13 protein-coding genes and 2 pseudogenes are annotated in these 14,522 nt (G+C 70.6%); 4 read left to right on the plus strand and 11 right to left on the minus strand.

From position 1 onward, the window contains the following. Positions 1–138: 138 nt before the first annotated feature. The 3 genes from ACGFWE_RS07765 to ACGFWE_RS07775 form a co-directional block, all read right to left on the minus strand. Complete coding sequence (locus ACGFWE_RS07765; RefSeq protein WP_393598596.1) at positions 139–1,323, minus strand: cytochrome P450; 1,185 nt, start codon at positions 1,321–1,323, stop codon at positions 139–141. Positions 1,324–1,362: 39 nt separating this feature from the next. After that, a complete protein-coding gene (locus ACGFWE_RS07770; RefSeq protein WP_393598597.1) occupies positions 1,363–2,052 on the minus strand; it encodes a response regulator in 690 nt (229 codons plus the stop codon). Positions 2,053–2,158: 106 nt separating this feature from the next. Continuing rightward, positions 2,159–3,418 (minus strand): histidine kinase, encoded by a 1,260-nt coding sequence (locus ACGFWE_RS07775; RefSeq protein WP_352381507.1) that lies wholly within the window; start codon positions 3,416–3,418, stop codon positions 2,159–2,161. Between the two features lie 170 nt (positions 3,419–3,588). Between ACGFWE_RS07775 and ACGFWE_RS07780 the strand changes: the two genes are divergently transcribed. After that, complete coding sequence (locus tag ACGFWE_RS07780) at positions 3,589–3,789, plus strand: hypothetical protein (protein ID WP_352381508.1); 201 nt, start codon at positions 3,589–3,591, stop codon at positions 3,787–3,789. Positions 3,790–3,945: 156 nt separating this feature from the next. On the opposite strand, the gene ACGFWE_RS07785 is transcribed toward ACGFWE_RS07780, so the two are convergent. Further along, positions 3,946–4,755: an oxidoreductase gene (locus ACGFWE_RS07785; protein ID WP_393598599.1), complete on the minus strand. Its 810-nt coding sequence runs from the start codon at positions 4,753–4,755 to the stop codon at positions 3,946–3,948. Between the two features lie 408 nt (positions 4,756–5,163). Here ACGFWE_RS07785 and ACGFWE_RS07790 point away from each other — a divergent pair, with 408 nt between their 5' ends. Together ACGFWE_RS07790 and ACGFWE_RS07795 are read left to right on the plus strand one after the other, a co-directional pair. Further along, the gene (locus ACGFWE_RS07790; RefSeq protein ID WP_393598600.1) at positions 5,164–5,862 is read left to right on the plus strand and encodes an SDR family oxidoreductase; all 699 of its coding nucleotides are present in this window, start codon (positions 5,164–5,166) and stop codon (positions 5,860–5,862) included. A gap of 91 nt (positions 5,863–5,953) precedes the next feature. Then, on the plus strand, positions 5,954–6,106 hold the full coding sequence (locus ACGFWE_RS07795) for a hypothetical protein (RefSeq protein ID WP_393598602.1): 153 nt from the start codon (positions 5,954–5,956) through the stop codon (positions 6,104–6,106). Positions 6,107–7,196: 1,090 nt separating this feature from the next. On the opposite strand, the gene ACGFWE_RS07800 is transcribed toward ACGFWE_RS07795, so the two are convergent. The 6 genes and pseudogenes from ACGFWE_RS07800 to ACGFWE_RS07825 form a co-directional block, all read right to left on the minus strand. Beyond that, positions 7,197–7,649 (minus strand): IclR family transcriptional regulator C-terminal domain-containing protein, encoded by a 453-nt coding sequence (locus ACGFWE_RS07800; RefSeq protein ID WP_393598603.1) that lies wholly within the window; start codon positions 7,647–7,649, stop codon positions 7,197–7,199. Between the two features lie 4 nt (positions 7,650–7,653). Beyond that, a pseudogene (locus ACGFWE_RS07805) lies at positions 7,654–8,234 on the minus strand ((2Fe-2S)-binding protein); the annotation flags it as partial. Between the two features lie 407 nt (positions 8,235–8,641). Further along, positions 8,642–9,775, minus strand: coding sequence for an XdhC family protein (locus tag ACGFWE_RS07810; RefSeq protein ID WP_393598605.1), 1,134 nt, complete (start codon positions 9,773–9,775; stop codon positions 8,642–8,644). 152 nt (positions 9,776–9,927) lie between these two features. Next, positions 9,928–10,285: pseudogene (locus ACGFWE_RS07815) on the minus strand (hypothetical protein); the annotation flags it as partial. 242 nt (positions 10,286–10,527) lie between these two features. Further along, complete coding sequence (locus ACGFWE_RS07820) at positions 10,528–11,550, minus strand: zinc-dependent alcohol dehydrogenase family protein (protein WP_393598606.1); 1,023 nt, start codon at positions 11,548–11,550, stop codon at positions 10,528–10,530. A 94-nt stretch (positions 11,551–11,644) separates the two neighbouring features. After that, a complete protein-coding gene (locus tag ACGFWE_RS07825) occupies positions 11,645–12,877 on the minus strand; it encodes an MFS transporter (protein WP_393598608.1) in 1,233 nt (410 codons plus the stop codon). Positions 12,878–13,013: 136 nt separating this feature from the next. Here ACGFWE_RS07825 and ACGFWE_RS07830 point away from each other — a divergent pair, with 136 nt between their 5' ends. Continuing rightward, the gene (locus ACGFWE_RS07830; protein WP_393598609.1) at positions 13,014–13,916 is read left to right on the plus strand and encodes a helix-turn-helix domain-containing protein; all 903 of its coding nucleotides are present in this window, start codon (positions 13,014–13,016) and stop codon (positions 13,914–13,916) included. Between the two features lie 224 nt (positions 13,917–14,140). On the opposite strand, the gene ACGFWE_RS07835 is transcribed toward ACGFWE_RS07830, so the two are convergent. Continuing rightward, entirely contained in the window at positions 14,141–14,446 is a 306-nt protein-coding gene (locus ACGFWE_RS07835; protein ID WP_393598611.1) for a hypothetical protein, read from the minus strand. Between the last annotated feature and the right edge of the window lie 76 nt (positions 14,447–14,522).

Raw genomic sequence — 14,522 nt, forward strand, 5'->3', positions numbered from 1 at the left:
CATCCCACGACGCCCCGCTGACCGCATCCCCGGCCGAGCCGCCCACCACCGCAACCCGACACGGCCCGGACCACGCCCCGTGACACCCACCCGAGCGCATCCCACGATGCCCTGCCGACCTCACCCCGGCCGGGCCGACTACCACCGCACCGGCAGGCTCCGTACCCCCCTGATCAGCATCCCCGGCAGCCACTCCCCCGCCGGTCCGTCGAGGGCGAGGGCGGGGGCGCGGTCCAGCAGGGTCCCGATCGCCGTACGGGCCTCCAGGCGGGCCAGCGGGGCGCCCAGGCAGTAGTGGATGCCGTGGCCGAACGCGAGGTGGCCGCGGGGGTCGCGGCGGATGTCGAAGCGGTCCGGCGCCGGGGAGCGGGAGTTGTCGCGGTCGGCCGCGCTCAGACAGATCATCACCGGGTCGCCCTTGGCGATGGCCCGTCCCGCTATCTCCAGGGGCTCGGCGGCGTACCGGAACCTCGCGTTCTCCACCGGGCCCTCATAGCGCAGCGTCTCCTCGACCACGCCGTCGACGAGGCTCATGTCGGCGCGCAGTGCGGCGAGTTGGTCCGGGTGGGTGAGCAGGGCGTGCACGCCGTTGGTGATGTTGACCGTGGTCTCGTGGCCCGCGATCAGCAGCAGGAAGGCCATGCCGCGCAGTTCCGAGGGGGAGAGCCGGTCACCGTCCTCGGCGGTGGTGCGGATGAGGTCGCCGAGCAGGTCGTCGCTGGGTCCGGCGCACCGCTTGTCCTCGATGAGCTCCGTCAGGTACTCGCCGAGGCGCGCGACGGCGTCGTACGCGCTCTCCGCGCTGGTGGGTGACACGACCTCCGTGGACAGCTTCCGGAACTCGGTGCGGTCCATCTCGGGTACGCCGAGGAGCTCGCAGATCACGGTGATCGGCAGCGGGTAGGCGAGGTACCGCATCAGGTCGGCGCGGCCGTGCGGCAGCATCGCCTCGAGGAGGTCGTCGGTGATCTGCTGGATCCTGGGGCTCAGTTGCTCGATGCGGCGCATGGTGAAGGCGCGGGAGACCAGGCCGCGCAGCCGGGTGTGCTCGGGCGGGTCACTGCTGAGCAAGTGGCGGCCGATCAGCGCCTCGTCGTCGAACACCATGCCGATCCTGCGGCCGTCCTTGGACAGCCTCGGGTCGGCGAGGGCCGCGCGCGCCTCCTCGTGCCCGACGACGAGCCAGGTCGAGTAGTCGGCTTCGGAGCCGGGCGGTCGCACCCGGTGGACGGGGCCGAGTCCGCGCAACTCGGCGTACACGGGGTGCGGATCGACACGGAACGCGTCGCCGTGCTCCCCCAGATCGATCACTGCTTCGGTCATGAGCTCCCCCTTCACACCGTCAACGCCCGACGCCCGCGCCTAGTGCCCGTCCCGCTCGGATTCCGCGGACTGTTCCAGCAGTCCCGCGTCGTACGCCAACAACGCGATCTGCACGCGGTTGTTGAGGTCGAGCTTGGCGAGGACGCGGGAGACGTGGGTCTTGACGGTGGCGACGCTCATATAGAGGGCGGCGGCGATCTCGGCGTTGGACAGTCCCCGGCCGACGGCGACGGCCACCTCGCGTTCGCGGTCGTTGAGTGCGGCGACGCGCTCACGCGCGCGTGCCCGTCGGGTGTCGGCGACGGTGCCGGCCGCGTGCTCCATCAGCTGGCGGGTGACGGCCGGCGACAGCACGGGATCGCCGGCCGCGACACGGCGGACTGCGGCGAGGATCTCGGCGGGCGGGGTGTCCTTGAGGACGAATCCGGCCGCGCCCGCGCGCAGGGCGCGCAGGACCTGCTCGTCGGCGTGGAAGGTGGTCAGGACGACGACCTGCGGGGCGTCGGGCCGGGCGCGCAGCCGCTCCGTGGCCGTGAGGCCGTCCACCGCCGGCATTCTGATGTCCATGAGGACGACGTCGGGGCGGGTCCGGTCGACGGCGGCCTCGACCCCGGTGCCGTCCGCCGCCTCTCCGACGATCTCGATGTCCTCGGCGCCGCCCATCATCAGGGACAGGCCGGCCCGCACGAGGGGGTCGTCGTCGACGAGGAGCACTCTGATCACAGTCATGGGCCTTACGTAATCACGCGGAGGCGGGGCGCAATCACCCTTGCGGGCGGGCGAGTTGCACCACTGATGGCACCGTCGACGACACCACGGACGACATCTGGGACCGTCACCCCCACGGCAGCCACGCCCGCACCCCGAACGCCCCGTCCCTCTCCACCCCGTGCTCCAGCCGCCCCCCGGCGAGCGTCGCGCGCTCGGTGAGGCCGATCAGGCCCTGGCCGGAGCCGGGGACCCGCGGCACCTCACCGTCGGGCGGAGGGTTCCGGACGGTCACGACGAGGCCTTCGCCCGGACCGCCGGTGACGGTGACCGTGACCTCCGTGCCGGGGGCGTGCTTGCGGGCGTTGGTGAGGCTCTCCTGGGCGATGCGGTAGGCGGTGCGGCCCACCGAGGCGGGCACGGCGTCGGGGTCGGTGACCCGGCTGTCGAGGACGACCTTCATGCCGGCCTCGCGGGACTCGGCGACCAGGGTGTCGAGCGCGGCGAGGGTCGGCTGGGGGCGGCCCGTGTCGTCGTGGTCCGCGGCCCGCAGCACGCCGATGATCTCCCGCAGGTCCTGGAGCGCCTCGTGCGCGCTCTCGCGGATGACGCCGGCCGCCCGGGCGACCTCCTCCTGGGGCGCGTCCGGCCGGAACTCCAGGGCGCCCGCGTGGACGCTGAGCAGGGTCAGCCGGTGCGCGAGGACGTCGTGCATCTCGCGCGCGATGGCCTCACGGGCGAGCCGTTGCGCCTGCTCGGCCCGCAGCCGCGCCTCGGTCTCCGCGCGCCGGGCGCGGTCCCGCAGGCTGAACATGAGCTGCCGTTTGGCCCGCACCAGCAGGCCCCAGCCGACGATCGCGGCGATCAGCACCACGGTGAGGACGACGGAGACGAGGTAGGGCAGGTCCGCGTCGGGCCGCAGCCGGTAGGTGAGCGGGATCATGGCGATGTTGATGCCGCCCACCCAGGCGACGTACCGGAAGGGGCGGTGTACGGCGAGGGTGAAGACGGCGATCATGCAGGCGCCGCCGGCGGTGTCCGAGAGGAGGCCGAGCGGGATGGTGCCCAGGGCGAGGCCCAGCGGCCAGCGGCGGCGCAACCAGACGGCGGCGCAGGCGACTGCGCCGAGCAGTTGGTCGAGGGTGGCCGCGGTGTGTGACACATGCGGGTTGTCGCCCACCGCGTCCGCGGCGATCATGCCGATGAGGACGGCCAGGAGGAAGCAGGAGAAGTCGACGATCCAGTCGCGCGCGGTACGCCGGGGCCGCCGTCCGGGCCGCGCGTCGGCGGAGTCGAACTCGTGGATCACCGCGGACGGCATCAGCCAGCGCCGGCCGGGGAAGGCCGGGGTTCCGGGTACCGTCTCATCGCCGCTCACGGTCGACAAATCTACGCAGTGAGAAGTCCAGGGCGCCTCCCCGCGACGGGGATCGGCGACCAAAGTCGCGGCACCGACGACTTTCGGCGCGGACGGCCTCGTAGCTCCGATGCTTCCGGGGTACGGGGCTCGCCCCGCGGCCGATGTGCGTGAGGGGTCCGCGGGGCGAGGGTCTACCCATGAAGCAACTGCTGGAACTGCTCGGCTTTCTCGCCCTGATGCAGGGCGGTATGGGTCTGCTGCACGAACTCACCGACTGGCACGTCGGCCTCGTCCAGCGGATCGGTTTCCTGGACGGCTACGAGGTCTACGCGAGCGTCGCCCTGGTCGTGCTGGCGTTCGCGCTGTTCGCCGCCGCGGAGAGCCGGGGGTCCGGCTGACAGGGCGCTGTCAGCAGCCGGAGTCGACCAGGTCGAACGACTCCGAACGGCACGCGGCACGGCGATTGCCCTCGGAGGCGCCTGAACGGGCACCACGGCCGCGGCAAGCCGGTATTCCGAGAGACCCGATCCGCACATGTTCCCGACTCCGTGCCGTCAACTGGCCATCCGGTTGAGTTTGCGGACGCTCTTGTCGAAGGCCCGGGCCGGGACGATGCGCCGCAGCACGCTCACGCGTGCGGCGATCGAGCCGGCGGGATAGCTCAGCTTCGGCTTCGGGCCGGTCGCTGCCGCGACGACCACCTTGGCGACGACGGCGGGATCGTCGCCACGTCTCATCTGCTCCTCCATCAACTCATCGAATACGGCCCGTTGGCGCGCGTATATCGGCAGGGGGGTGTCGGCCTGCATCATGTTGACGTCGAACGGGGTGTTGATGGGCCCCGGCTGGACGCGCAGGACTCGAATGCCCTGCTCACGGACCTCGTGGTCCAGGGACTGCGAGTAGCCTTCCACCGCATGCTTCGTCGCGGCGTAGACGGCCATGAACGGGTTGGGCACGAATCCGATCACCGAGGAGATGTTGATGATGCGTCCTCTCCCCTGGCGGCGCATGTGCGGCAGGACGGCCTTGGTCATGCGCATCAGGCTGAAGACGTTCACCTCGAAGATGCGCTGTGCCTGGGCTGCGGAGATTTCCTCTGCGGCTCCGTTGGCACCGATCCCGGCGTTGTTGACCAGGACGTCGATACGCCCGAACTTCTCGATCACCTGCTGAACGACACTCTCGACCGAGTCATCGCGGGTGACGTCGAGACTCAGGAACGTCACGCCGCCGCGCGAATCTCCCGCGGTCACCTTGCGACTCGTCCCGACCACGTCGAACCCTGCCTCGGCGAGCGCTGTCGCCTTGCCGAGACCTGAGGATGCGCCGGTCACGAGCGCAAGCGGTCTGTCTGCTGTCATGGCCAGCTCCCCGAATCCTTTAAATTACGATAATAATACAATAGCAGGATGGTCGGCCCAGGACAATCTCCGATCGCGATCGCCGGCATCCCCGCATCCGGACGTGGACGTGATCCACGTGCAGCCTTGACCGATGGCGACCATGGGATGGGTCGAGGTCGTGCACCCTCTGCGAGCAGCCTCGCCGGCGACAAACCCCCTCCTCCGACTAGGTCGCGGGGGGTGCCCGAGCAGCCGGCGACGGTGACCGGCGCCGCCACCCGGCCAACTCGACGCTCATCGCATGCGGCGCTTGCGATCACCCGACCTATAGGATTATGGTCATAATTCAATTATTCAAGGGAGCCCATCAGCGGGCGCGGTCGATGCGCCGGCACAGCACCCTTCCGACATCGCGAGGAGCTTTCCATGGACCTCTCCACCAGCACTGCCCTCGTCACCGGAGCCAACCGGGGCCTGGGCCGGGCCCTCGCCACCGAGTTGCTCAGCCGCGGCGCCACGGTCTACGCCGGCGCCCGCAACCCCGACCAGGTCGACCTGCCCGGCGCCAAGCCGATCGCGCTCGACATCACCGACCCCGCCTCCGTCGCGGCCGCCGCCCAGGCCACCGGCGACGTGACCGTCCTGATCAACAACGCGGGATCCTCCACCGGGGCCGATCTGCTGGCCGCCGGTCTGAACGACATCCACCTGGAGATGGACACCCACTACTTCGGCACCCTCTCGGTGGTCCGGGCCTTCGCACCCCAGATCGCGGCGGGCGGCGGTGGCGCGATCCTGAACATCCTCTCCGGCCTGTCCTGGTTCAGCTTCCCGGAGGCCGGCGCCTACTGCGCCGCCAAGTCCGCGCAATGGTCACTCACCAACAGCCTGCGCCTGCAACTCGCCGACCAGGGCATCCGCGTGGCCGGCCTGCACGTCGGCTACATGGACACCGACATGGCCCGGGCCGTCGACGCGCCCAAGTCCGACCCCGCCGACATCGCCCGCATCGCCGTCGACGGCATCGCCGCCGGCGCCTACGAGATCCTCGCGGACGACGTCGCCCACCAGGCACAGGCAGCGCTGTCGGGGGGCGTCGCGGCGCTCTACCCCCAGCTTCCCTGAGGGCCGGCGGGGCGGCCGCCCAGTCCACCGTGTCGCATCACTGGCCGCCGCCTTCTCCGCCCAGGGCGGCTACGGATCGGCCTCACTGTTCGTGGACGGGCTCGTCCCGGCCCTCTGGGTCGGGGCCCGCGCCGTCGCCGTGGCGGCGGTACTCGCCTTCCTCATGTCCCGGCAGCGTACGGTCGACGGTCCGGCCGCCGGCCTCTCCGGTAATGCCGCGGCCACCGCTCCGGTGGCCATCTGAGCTTCGCACCGAGGGGCGCCCCGCCGAACCGGCATCCGCCGACCGCGCAGATCCGATCGTGTGCGACGACAACCGCACCTGAGGAAGCAGCGTTTCCTGCCAATCGGCTTGCGGCCCAGTTCACCGCCCTGTGCTACGTCGCGTTCGATGGCACCGACCACGCCGGCCTCCACCGCAGCCGCGGTGGGATCCAGCGCCGGCCCGCGTACTGCGTCTCCCAGGCCGGGCGGGTCGAACTGCCCCGAGTCATCGCGTTCGTCGCCTCGCCGCCCTGACGGTTCATCAACGGCTCGTGCCTGGTCGTCGACGGCGGTGTGACGACGTATGAGCCACCGCGAACATGTCGTTGGCCACTGGCGCGCACGCGGCCCCCTCCCGGACACGCTCGACGCGATGTTCGCAGACCTGGAAGCGGGCGCGCTCGCCGCTTCCGCGTCCGCACGTCTCAGCAACCTCCGCCATTACGACCCCGACCTCGTCCTGGAAAAATTGGAACAACGATCTCCAGCAGGCGACACCGGCCGAACTCACGGAACTGGACGACGGGTTGCTCAGCGCGATCCGCGCGCCCCACCTCGCGCTGCACGGCACTGAACCGGGCGCGGAATACCGGGCCTGGCCGGCCAAGTCGCAGCCGCACGTCACCGTCGAGGCATGGCACGGCTGCGGCCATCACCCCCCCCTGGTGCCTCCGGAGCACTTCGTCAACCACGTCCGACGCATGGACGCGGACGCCGGACCGCGACACCCGCGATGAAAACGCGTGAGGGGATATAGGGGGCCGACCCTCTTGGGCCGCTGTGACAGCGAGTCCTCGTGGCCCCGACCGCTGCAGCAGCGACCGCCACCGCTTGGATGTCGAACAGTTCCATCCCGCCTGCCGAGCCGCGACAACCTCGCTGCCTTCATCACCGCCGCCCTGGGCAACCCCGCTCCGAACCGCGCGATCGTCGAGTTCACCGACGGCAGGGTCACCGACGCCGTCTCCGCGGTGACGGCTTCGGTCGGTCCCCGCGTCCACCGGCCAGAGTCGTAGAAGGCCGGCACGCTCTCACACGGGCCGGCTTTTTGCACTTCGGGCGGTCCGTGGTCACAGCCATTCCTGGTTGACCGGTCGCACTTTGTCCAGTGCCTCGCGGATCTTCTGGCCGATCGTGATGAGGCGTGATTCCGGGAGGCGGGTGGTGGGCCCGGCGACGGCGATCGCGGCGCGGGGGGTGACCGCGACCGCGACACACGAGATCCCTGCCTGCTGGCTGTCCAGGTCGAGGGCGAAGCCGTGGTGCTTGGCGTCGGCGATCTCCTGCGCGTGACTCTCCCATCGGTCCGGGTCATCGGCGCGGACCAAGTGGGCGAGGTCGGGGTCGGCTGCGAGCAGAGCGTGCCCGAGGGCCTCGCCGATCAGTGGCTTTCGCTCGCCGGGCCTGACGGCGAGGTGCAGGGGCTGATCGGATTGCACGGCGTCCACGCACAGGTAGTCGGTGCCCGTGGCGAATGCGAGGAAGGTGGACTCGCCGGATGCCTGGCTCACCTTCTTCAGCACGGGTGCCGCTCATCCACTCCCGGATCTCCTCCGGCGAGCCGGTGTGGCCCTCCTGGATGCAACCGACGCCGGCATGATCTGGCCCGGGGTGCAGTAGCCGCACTGGAAGGCGTCCTCGTCGATGAACGCCTGCTGCAGCGGGTGCAGTTGATCCCCCTCGGCCAGGCCCTCGATCGTGGTGACCTCGGCGCCCTCCAACCGCACTGCCAGTGTCAGGCAGGAGTTCACCCGACGCCCGTCGACCAAAACTGTGCACGCCCCGCAAGCGCCCGCGTTGCAGCCCTTCTTGAACCCGGTGAGGTCGAGGTGCTCGCGCAGCAGGTCCAGCAACGAGGTGCGGTTGTCCACGGTCACGGTCCTGCGGGTGCCGTTGACCGTCAGGGAGACGCGACTCTCAGGCGGGGCCGCCTCGGCGGCGGCCACCTCATCATCGACGAGCAGGGTGCCTCCGATCACCCCGCCCGCAACGACGGCACCACCGACCACGGTGGTGGTGGCGATAAAGGTGCGCCGGGTGGGCGCCGAGGAGGGCTCGTCGGCTCCGGTGGGGGGAGGGACGGAGGACTGAGGGAGTTCACTTGACATACGTACGCCTTCACATCACGGACGGATCAGCCGCGCACAGGGCGCCGCGGCAGCTCAAGCGGGAAGTCGTGCAGTACGGGAGAGGAACGTGGTCGAGCTGCGGTGCTTCAGGAAACCGGCTCGGTCGCGCATGAGGAAGGTCGTGTCTATGGGGGGCATAAACTCAACCCCCCTCCCGAGCAGGCTCACTGGGGCCATGAACCCCTGCCCCTCGGCGGCCGAGCAGACAACCACTCGGAGATGGCACGCGTACTGGCGTACCGGGTGCGATGCGGCCGACCTGACGGGTGAAGTCGCGGCGCCACTCATGCCCAATGCCGGCGGCTTCGGAGCGGAGGAAGTAGTAGTAGCCGGGGCGTGCGGCCGTCGCTGGCCGGTCGAGCGCCACGGACCGCCCAATGCCCGGCTCACTTCATGACTGCTCGTTCTCTCACGGCCGGCCGGTGGATCGGGCCGCTGGTCGACGACAGGGGCAGTCCGGTGCCCAGGTTGGTGTGGGCGATGATCTCCGCTGTGATGGAGACGGCTGTCTCCTGCGGGGTGCGGGCGCCCAGGTCGAGGCCGATGGGGGACCGCAGCCGGGCCAGTTGGTCCTCGGTCAGGCCGGCCTGCATCAGTAGGTGCAGACGCTCGTGGTGGGTGCGCCGTGAGCCCATCGCACCGATGTAGGCGGCAGGCGTGGCGAGGGCCACGCGCAGCAGGGGGATGTCGAACTTGGCGTCGTGGGTGAGGACACAGATGGCGGTGCGTTCGTCCACCTCGGTGTGTTCCAGGTAGCGGTGAGGCCAGTCGGCGATGACCTCGTCCGCGTGCGGAAAGCGGGCCGTGGTGGCGAAGACGGGGCGGGCGTCGCACACGGTGACCCGGAAGCCCAGAAAGGCCCCGGCCTGGCTGAGAGCGGCGGCGAAGTCGACGGCTCCGAAGATCAGCATGCGGGGGCGGGCCGCGCGGACGTGCACCAGCACGGACAGCGGTTCGCGACAGTCGTCTCCCCCGCCGGCCGCCGCGCGTCCGGTGCGCCCCATTCGCATCAGGGCACGCGTCTGGTCAGTCACCGCCCGGTATACCGGTCCGCTGTCCATGGTCCCGTGAGCGACGCGGTCGTCACCGAGGACGCTCATAGTCGCGCCGAGGAGGTGGTCCGGGCCGTCCACGATCTGTGCCACGGCGGCCGGTCGGCCCCCGGCGACCTCGGCAAAGGCGGCGGTCAGGTGGGGCTGCTCCGTGGGGTCGATCCGCTGGATGAGGACGTCGAGTTCGCCGCCGCAGGTCAGGCCGACGGCGAAGGCGTCGTCGTCGGAGTAGCCGAACCAGGCGCGTTGTGCGGCACCACGGTCGCGGAGCACCTGATGGCACAGCTCGTACACCGCGCCCTCGACACAGCCGCCGGAGATGCTGCCGACCGCGTTGCCTTCTTCGTCGACCGCGACCGACGTACCGATGGGCAGGGGTGCGCTGCCGCTGACGTCGACGACCGTCGCCAGGGCGAAGGGACGGGCTGCGCGGCACCAGCGGTGCAGTACGTCTGCGATGTTGAGCATGGACTGCCTCCGGCGTGTGCTTCTTCGTACGGTGGGGCGGGCCGCCGCCGCACCCTCCGGGGAGTGGGAAGCGGCGACGACCCTGGAGGGCCCGGCAGCCGGACGGGGGCTGGCGGCCGGGCCGGCCTGGACGGTCCTTGACGGCGCCGGAATCAGATCAACGCGTCGGCGGTGATGGGCAGTTCACGAATACGGCGGCCGGTGGCGTTGAAGACCGCGTTGGCAATGGCCGACGCCACCCCCACCTCGACGATCTCTCCGAGCCCTTTGCCCTACTTCGGTGAAGACCGCGCCGTAGGAGTAGTACGAGTGCCGCTCGGGATCCTGTGGCCCGGACCACGAGCCGTCGGCTTCGAGGTGGGTGAGGCTGTTGCGGGCCAGCAGCCGCTGACAGGTCTCGCCACGGGCGGAGTTGTCCTGTACGTGCAGTCGCCCGTTGCGCACGACGATGCCCTCGGCCTTGACCCCGTACAGCGGCGACTCGCAGTCCTCGACGGCCAGCTCGATGGCGAATTCAGAGGGTCGGCAGACATACGTACCTTCTGAGTGGACGGACCAGCCGTGCCCAGGAGCACGGCTGAGTGAGATCGCCTTCGCCGCAAGACGGGATGGCCGTGCACAAGGCACCGCCGCCCACCCCACGCGGCGATGTCGCGCGGTGGGGGTGACAGAGCGGCTGGGGGCCGGCCCCCGGGTCGGCTCCGTCCGCTGCGGTGGTGTGGAGCGGACGGAGAAGGGTGTGAGAGGCGAGGTCAGAGGGTGAGGATCACCTTGGTGGCGCGCCGCTCGTCCATCGCCTTGTAGCCCTCGGCGGCCTGCTCCAGGGGCAGGGTGAGGTCGAAGACCTTGCCGGGGTCGATCGTGCGGTCCCAGATGAGCTGGATCAGGTCCGGCAGGAACCGGCGCACCGGGGCCGGACCGCCGAGCGTGTGGATGCCGGCGAAGAACAGCTCGATCCCGGGGATCTTCACGTCGTAGTTCACGCCCACGTAGCCCAGGTGCCCGCCGCCACGGGTGGCGCCGACGGCCTGCATGAACGACTCCTGGGTGCCGACCGCCTCGACTACCGAGTGCGCACCGAGCCCGCCCGTGAGTTCCTTGATCTTCGCGATGCCCTCCTCGCCGCGCTCTTCGACGATGTCGGTGGCGCCGTAGTAGCGGGCCAGCTTCTGCCGCTCGGGGTGGCGCGACATCGCGATGATGCGTTCCGCGCCCAGCTGCTTGGCGGCGAGGACGGCCATCAGACCGACCGCGCCGTCGCCGACGACCGCGACGGTCTTGCCGGGCCCGGCCTCGGCGGCGACGGCGGCGTACCAGCCGGTGCCGAGCACGTCGGAGGCGGCCAGCAGGGAGGGAATCAGCTCGGCGTCGGGCTGTCCCGGAGTGGCGACGAGGGTGCCGTCGGCGTGCGGGATGCGGGCCTTCTCTGCCTGGGTGCCGATCGTCTGCGAGACGAACTCGGCGTGCACGCACTTGGACTGGAAGCCCGCCCGGCAGATCTCGCAGGTGTTGTCGGAGATGACGAACGACCCGACGACGAAGTCGCCCACCTTGACGTTCTTGACCTCGGAGCCGATCTCCTCGACCACGCCGACGTACTCGTGACCCATGACCTGGTGGTCGGCGGGCTCGATGCCGCGGTACGGCCACAGGTCGGAACCGCAGATGCAGGTCGCGGTCAGCTTCACGATGGCGTCGGTGGGCTCGACGATCTTCGGATCCTCGCGCTCCTCCACCCGGACGTCACCGGCCGTGTACATCACTACTCCACGCATGGTGGTTCTCCTTGCTCTGTTGGGCAGGCGCCTACGGCGCCGGTTCGTGTTCCGGAAGGCACGGCAGTACCGCGACCTACCGGGTCGGTGGGACTCATGCCGCCGAGCGACGGCGCTGGACGAGTGCGATGGCGATCGTGGGGATGAGGGTCGATGCGGCAATGACGGTGCCGATGACGGCGGGGCCCGTAGCGCCCAAGGAGGATTCGAGGGCGAGTCCGGCGATCCAGGAGCCGATGGCGGTGCCGAGGTTGAACGCCGACACGGTCAGTGCGGAGCCCAACGTGGGCGCTTTCCCTGCGAAGCGCACTCCCAGGGCGATGAGGACCGGGTTCGCGCCCAGCCCGAACAGTCCCAGCAGGGCGATCAGTGCGACCGTGGGCGCAGCGTGGGTGGACAGCAGGCAGATCGCCAGCAGCAGGACCGTGGTCACCGCGGGGGCCACGATCGTCGTCGCGTGCGGACGACGGTCCCCCTGGCGGCCTCCCACCAGGAAACCTGCCAGGGCGCCCATACCGAAACCGACCAGCACGAGTGGCACCAGGCCGGCGGCCAGACCGGCCCGGTCGGTCAGCAGCGGCGAGATGTAGGTGTACGTCGACAGCACGCCGCCGGTGGTGGTCGCGCAGGCCGCGAGTGCCAGCCACAGGCGTCCCGAGCGCAGAGCGGACAGCTCCGAGCGAACGGAGATCGTCCGGCCGCCGTCGGTGTCGTGCGGAACCTGGCGGGCGATCAGTGCCATGGCGGCCGCTCCGAAGACGGCCAGGGCCCAGAACGGTCCCCGCCAGCCCATCAGCTGCCCGGCGAAGGCACCCAGCGGCACACCGACGACGTTGGCGAGCATCGCGCCGGCGCCCACGACACCCAGAGCGCGAGAGCTCGCGGCAGGACCGGCCGCGCCCGTGGCCACCACGTTGGCCACCGCCCAGAACGCCCCGGTCGCCAGCGCGGTCAAGAACCGTGCGGCCAGCAGCAGGGCGAAGCTGGAGCCGAGCGCGACGATGACGTGTCCGGCCGCGAAAACGCCCAGGGCGAGGATCAGCGTCAGCCGCTGGGGCAGCCGCAGCGTCAGCATCGCCATCAGCGGCGCGCCGACGATCATCCCGATGGCGAAGACCGTGATCAGCAGCCCGGCCCGGGCCACGCTGACCTGCACATCGCCCGCGATCTCCGGCAGCAGGCCCGCCACCACGAACTCGGTCGTGCCCATCAGGAACGTGCCCAGCGCCAGCACATACACGACGAGCGGAAGCCGGGCAGGCGGACGCCCGCGGTCACCGGCGCTTACATCGGCGGGGGCGTGGAGGGCTCCTCCTCGCGTGGTCATGCATCATCTCCGCAGCGATCGAGATCGGGGTGCGCATCCCACCAAACCGCTCCTGCCGCCCGCGCGGGAGGCTGCGTTTATAGGGGGTACAAGCTCGACCCCCCTGCCCGGGGTTACGGGCCGTAGCGTGGGAAGCATGGAACCCCGCCCCGACAACCGCGCCGACATCCGTGACTTCCTCGCCCGCCGACGTGCCCAGCTCACGCCCGAGCAGGTCGGCCTGCCCACCAGCGGCCGACGTCGCGTGCCCGGGCTGCGCCGCGAGGAGGTCGCCGTCCTCGCCGGGGTGAGCACCGAGTGGTACACGCGGCTGGAGAAGGGCCACATCAGCGGCGTGTCCGAGGATGTCCTCGACGCGGTGGCCCGCACCCTGCAGCTGAGCGAGGACGAACGCATCTACCTGTTCGACCTCGCCAAAGCCGCCCACCCCAGCCCGGCAACGCGGCGCCGCCGCAAAGCCGTCGACGTCCCGCCCCACGTCCAGTGGCTCCTCGACTCCATGACGCTGTCCGCAGCATTCGTCACCAACGGCCGCCTGGACATCGTGGCCACCAACGCACTCGCCCGCGCCCTGTTCGCGCCGATGTTCGACAGTCGCACCACCGGCGAGCGCCATCGCCCCAACTTCGCCCGGTACTACTTCCTCGACGACGGCTCCCACGACTTCGTCGCCGACTGGGACCGGGCCGCCCACACCACCGTCGCCCTGCTGCGCGCCGAAGCCGGCCGCTACCCCCACGACAAGGCACTGCGCGAACTCGTCGGCGAGCTCTCCACCGTCAGCACCGAGTTCCGCACCCGGTGGGCCGCCCACAACGTGCGCATCCACCACGGCGGCGTCAAACGCTTCCACCACCCCGACGCCGGCCCCCTGGAACTCACCTACCAGCCACTGGACCTGCCCATCTCCGCCGGCGAAGCACACTCCCTGACCATCTACACCGCCCAGCCGGGCACCCCGGACGAGGAACGACTCAAACTCCTCGCCAGTTGGACGGCCACCCCCCGACCTGCCGACTCGCTGCACCGGCGGTCGTGAGCCACACGACAGGGCGGGGAGGAAGGAACTGACCATGCGCGTCGCCGCCCCGTACGACGATGGTGCGCGCTGTGCCCGAACTGCCCCCTGACCTGCCGCGGCGGCGGCGGCGGCGGCGGCGGCGGGTGAATCCTACCCACCTGGACCGGCGGATACATGGCAGGGCAGCCCGCCGCCTCCCAGTCGGGTGCGCACCGCGCTGTGCACTCCGGCCGCACGGTCGGTCAGCGGGTGGTGAGCCCGGTGAGCAGGAGGGCGAGCCATCGGGCGCGGGCGGTGGGTGGCTGGTCGGCGGGGAGGGTGGAGAGCATCAGGTACAGGTCGTCGAGGGTGAAGTCGGCGCGCAGGGCGCCCTGAGCCTGTGCGCTGCGGATGAGCCGGCCGAGGGCCTGGGTGACGCGGGTTTCCACGGCCTGCATGGCGGGGTGGGCGGTGTGGTCGGCGCTGAGCGCGTGGGCGGCTGCTTTGACGGCGCGGTTGTGGGCGACGGTGTCCATGACGCGGTTGAGGAAGCCGGTGAGCTCCGCCATGGCGGGTGAACCTTGGGCCTCCCGTTGCAGGCACTCCTCGGCGTCGTCGGCGAGCGTTTCGAACGAGGCGGCGATC

This window comes from Streptomyces sp. NPDC048523, from assembly GCF_043199815.1.
In the GTDB taxonomy this organism is placed as follows: domain Bacteria; phylum Actinomycetota; class Actinomycetes; order Streptomycetales; family Streptomycetaceae; genus Streptomyces.

Excerpts from the sequence above, each read along its gene's own strand:
- ACGFWE_RS07835 (WP_393598611.1), bottom strand. The coding sequence starts at position 14,446 with ATGGCGGAGCTCACCGGCTTCCTCAACCGCGTCATGGACACCGTCGCC.
- ACGFWE_RS07830 (WP_393598609.1), top strand. The coding sequence starts at position 13,014 with ATGGAACCCCGCCCCGACAACCGCGCCGACATCCGTGACTTCCTCGCC.
- ACGFWE_RS07765 (WP_393598596.1), bottom strand. The coding sequence starts at position 1,323 with ATGACCGAAGCAGTGATCGATCTGGGGGAGCACGGCGACGCGTTCCGT.
- ACGFWE_RS07810 (WP_393598605.1), bottom strand. The coding sequence starts at position 9,775 with ATGCTCAACATCGCAGACGTACTGCACCGCTGGTGCCGCGCAGCCCGT.
- ACGFWE_RS07825 (WP_393598608.1), bottom strand. The coding sequence starts at position 12,877 with ATGACCACGCGAGGAGGAGCCCTCCACGCCCCCGCCGATGTAAGCGCC.
- ACGFWE_RS07820 (WP_393598606.1), bottom strand. The coding sequence starts at position 11,550 with ATGCGTGGAGTAGTGATGTACACGGCCGGTGACGTCCGGGTGGAGGAG.
- ACGFWE_RS07780 (WP_352381508.1), top strand. The coding sequence starts at position 3,589 with ATGAAGCAACTGCTGGAACTGCTCGGCTTTCTCGCCCTGATGCAGGGC.
- ACGFWE_RS07785 (WP_393598599.1), bottom strand. The coding sequence starts at position 4,755 with ATGACAGCAGACAGACCGCTTGCGCTCGTGACCGGCGCATCCTCAGGT.
- ACGFWE_RS07770 (WP_393598597.1), bottom strand. The coding sequence starts at position 2,052 with ATGACTGTGATCAGAGTGCTCCTCGTCGACGACGACCCCCTCGTGCGG.
- ACGFWE_RS07790 (WP_393598600.1), top strand. The coding sequence starts at position 5,164 with ATGGACCTCTCCACCAGCACTGCCCTCGTCACCGGAGCCAACCGGGGC.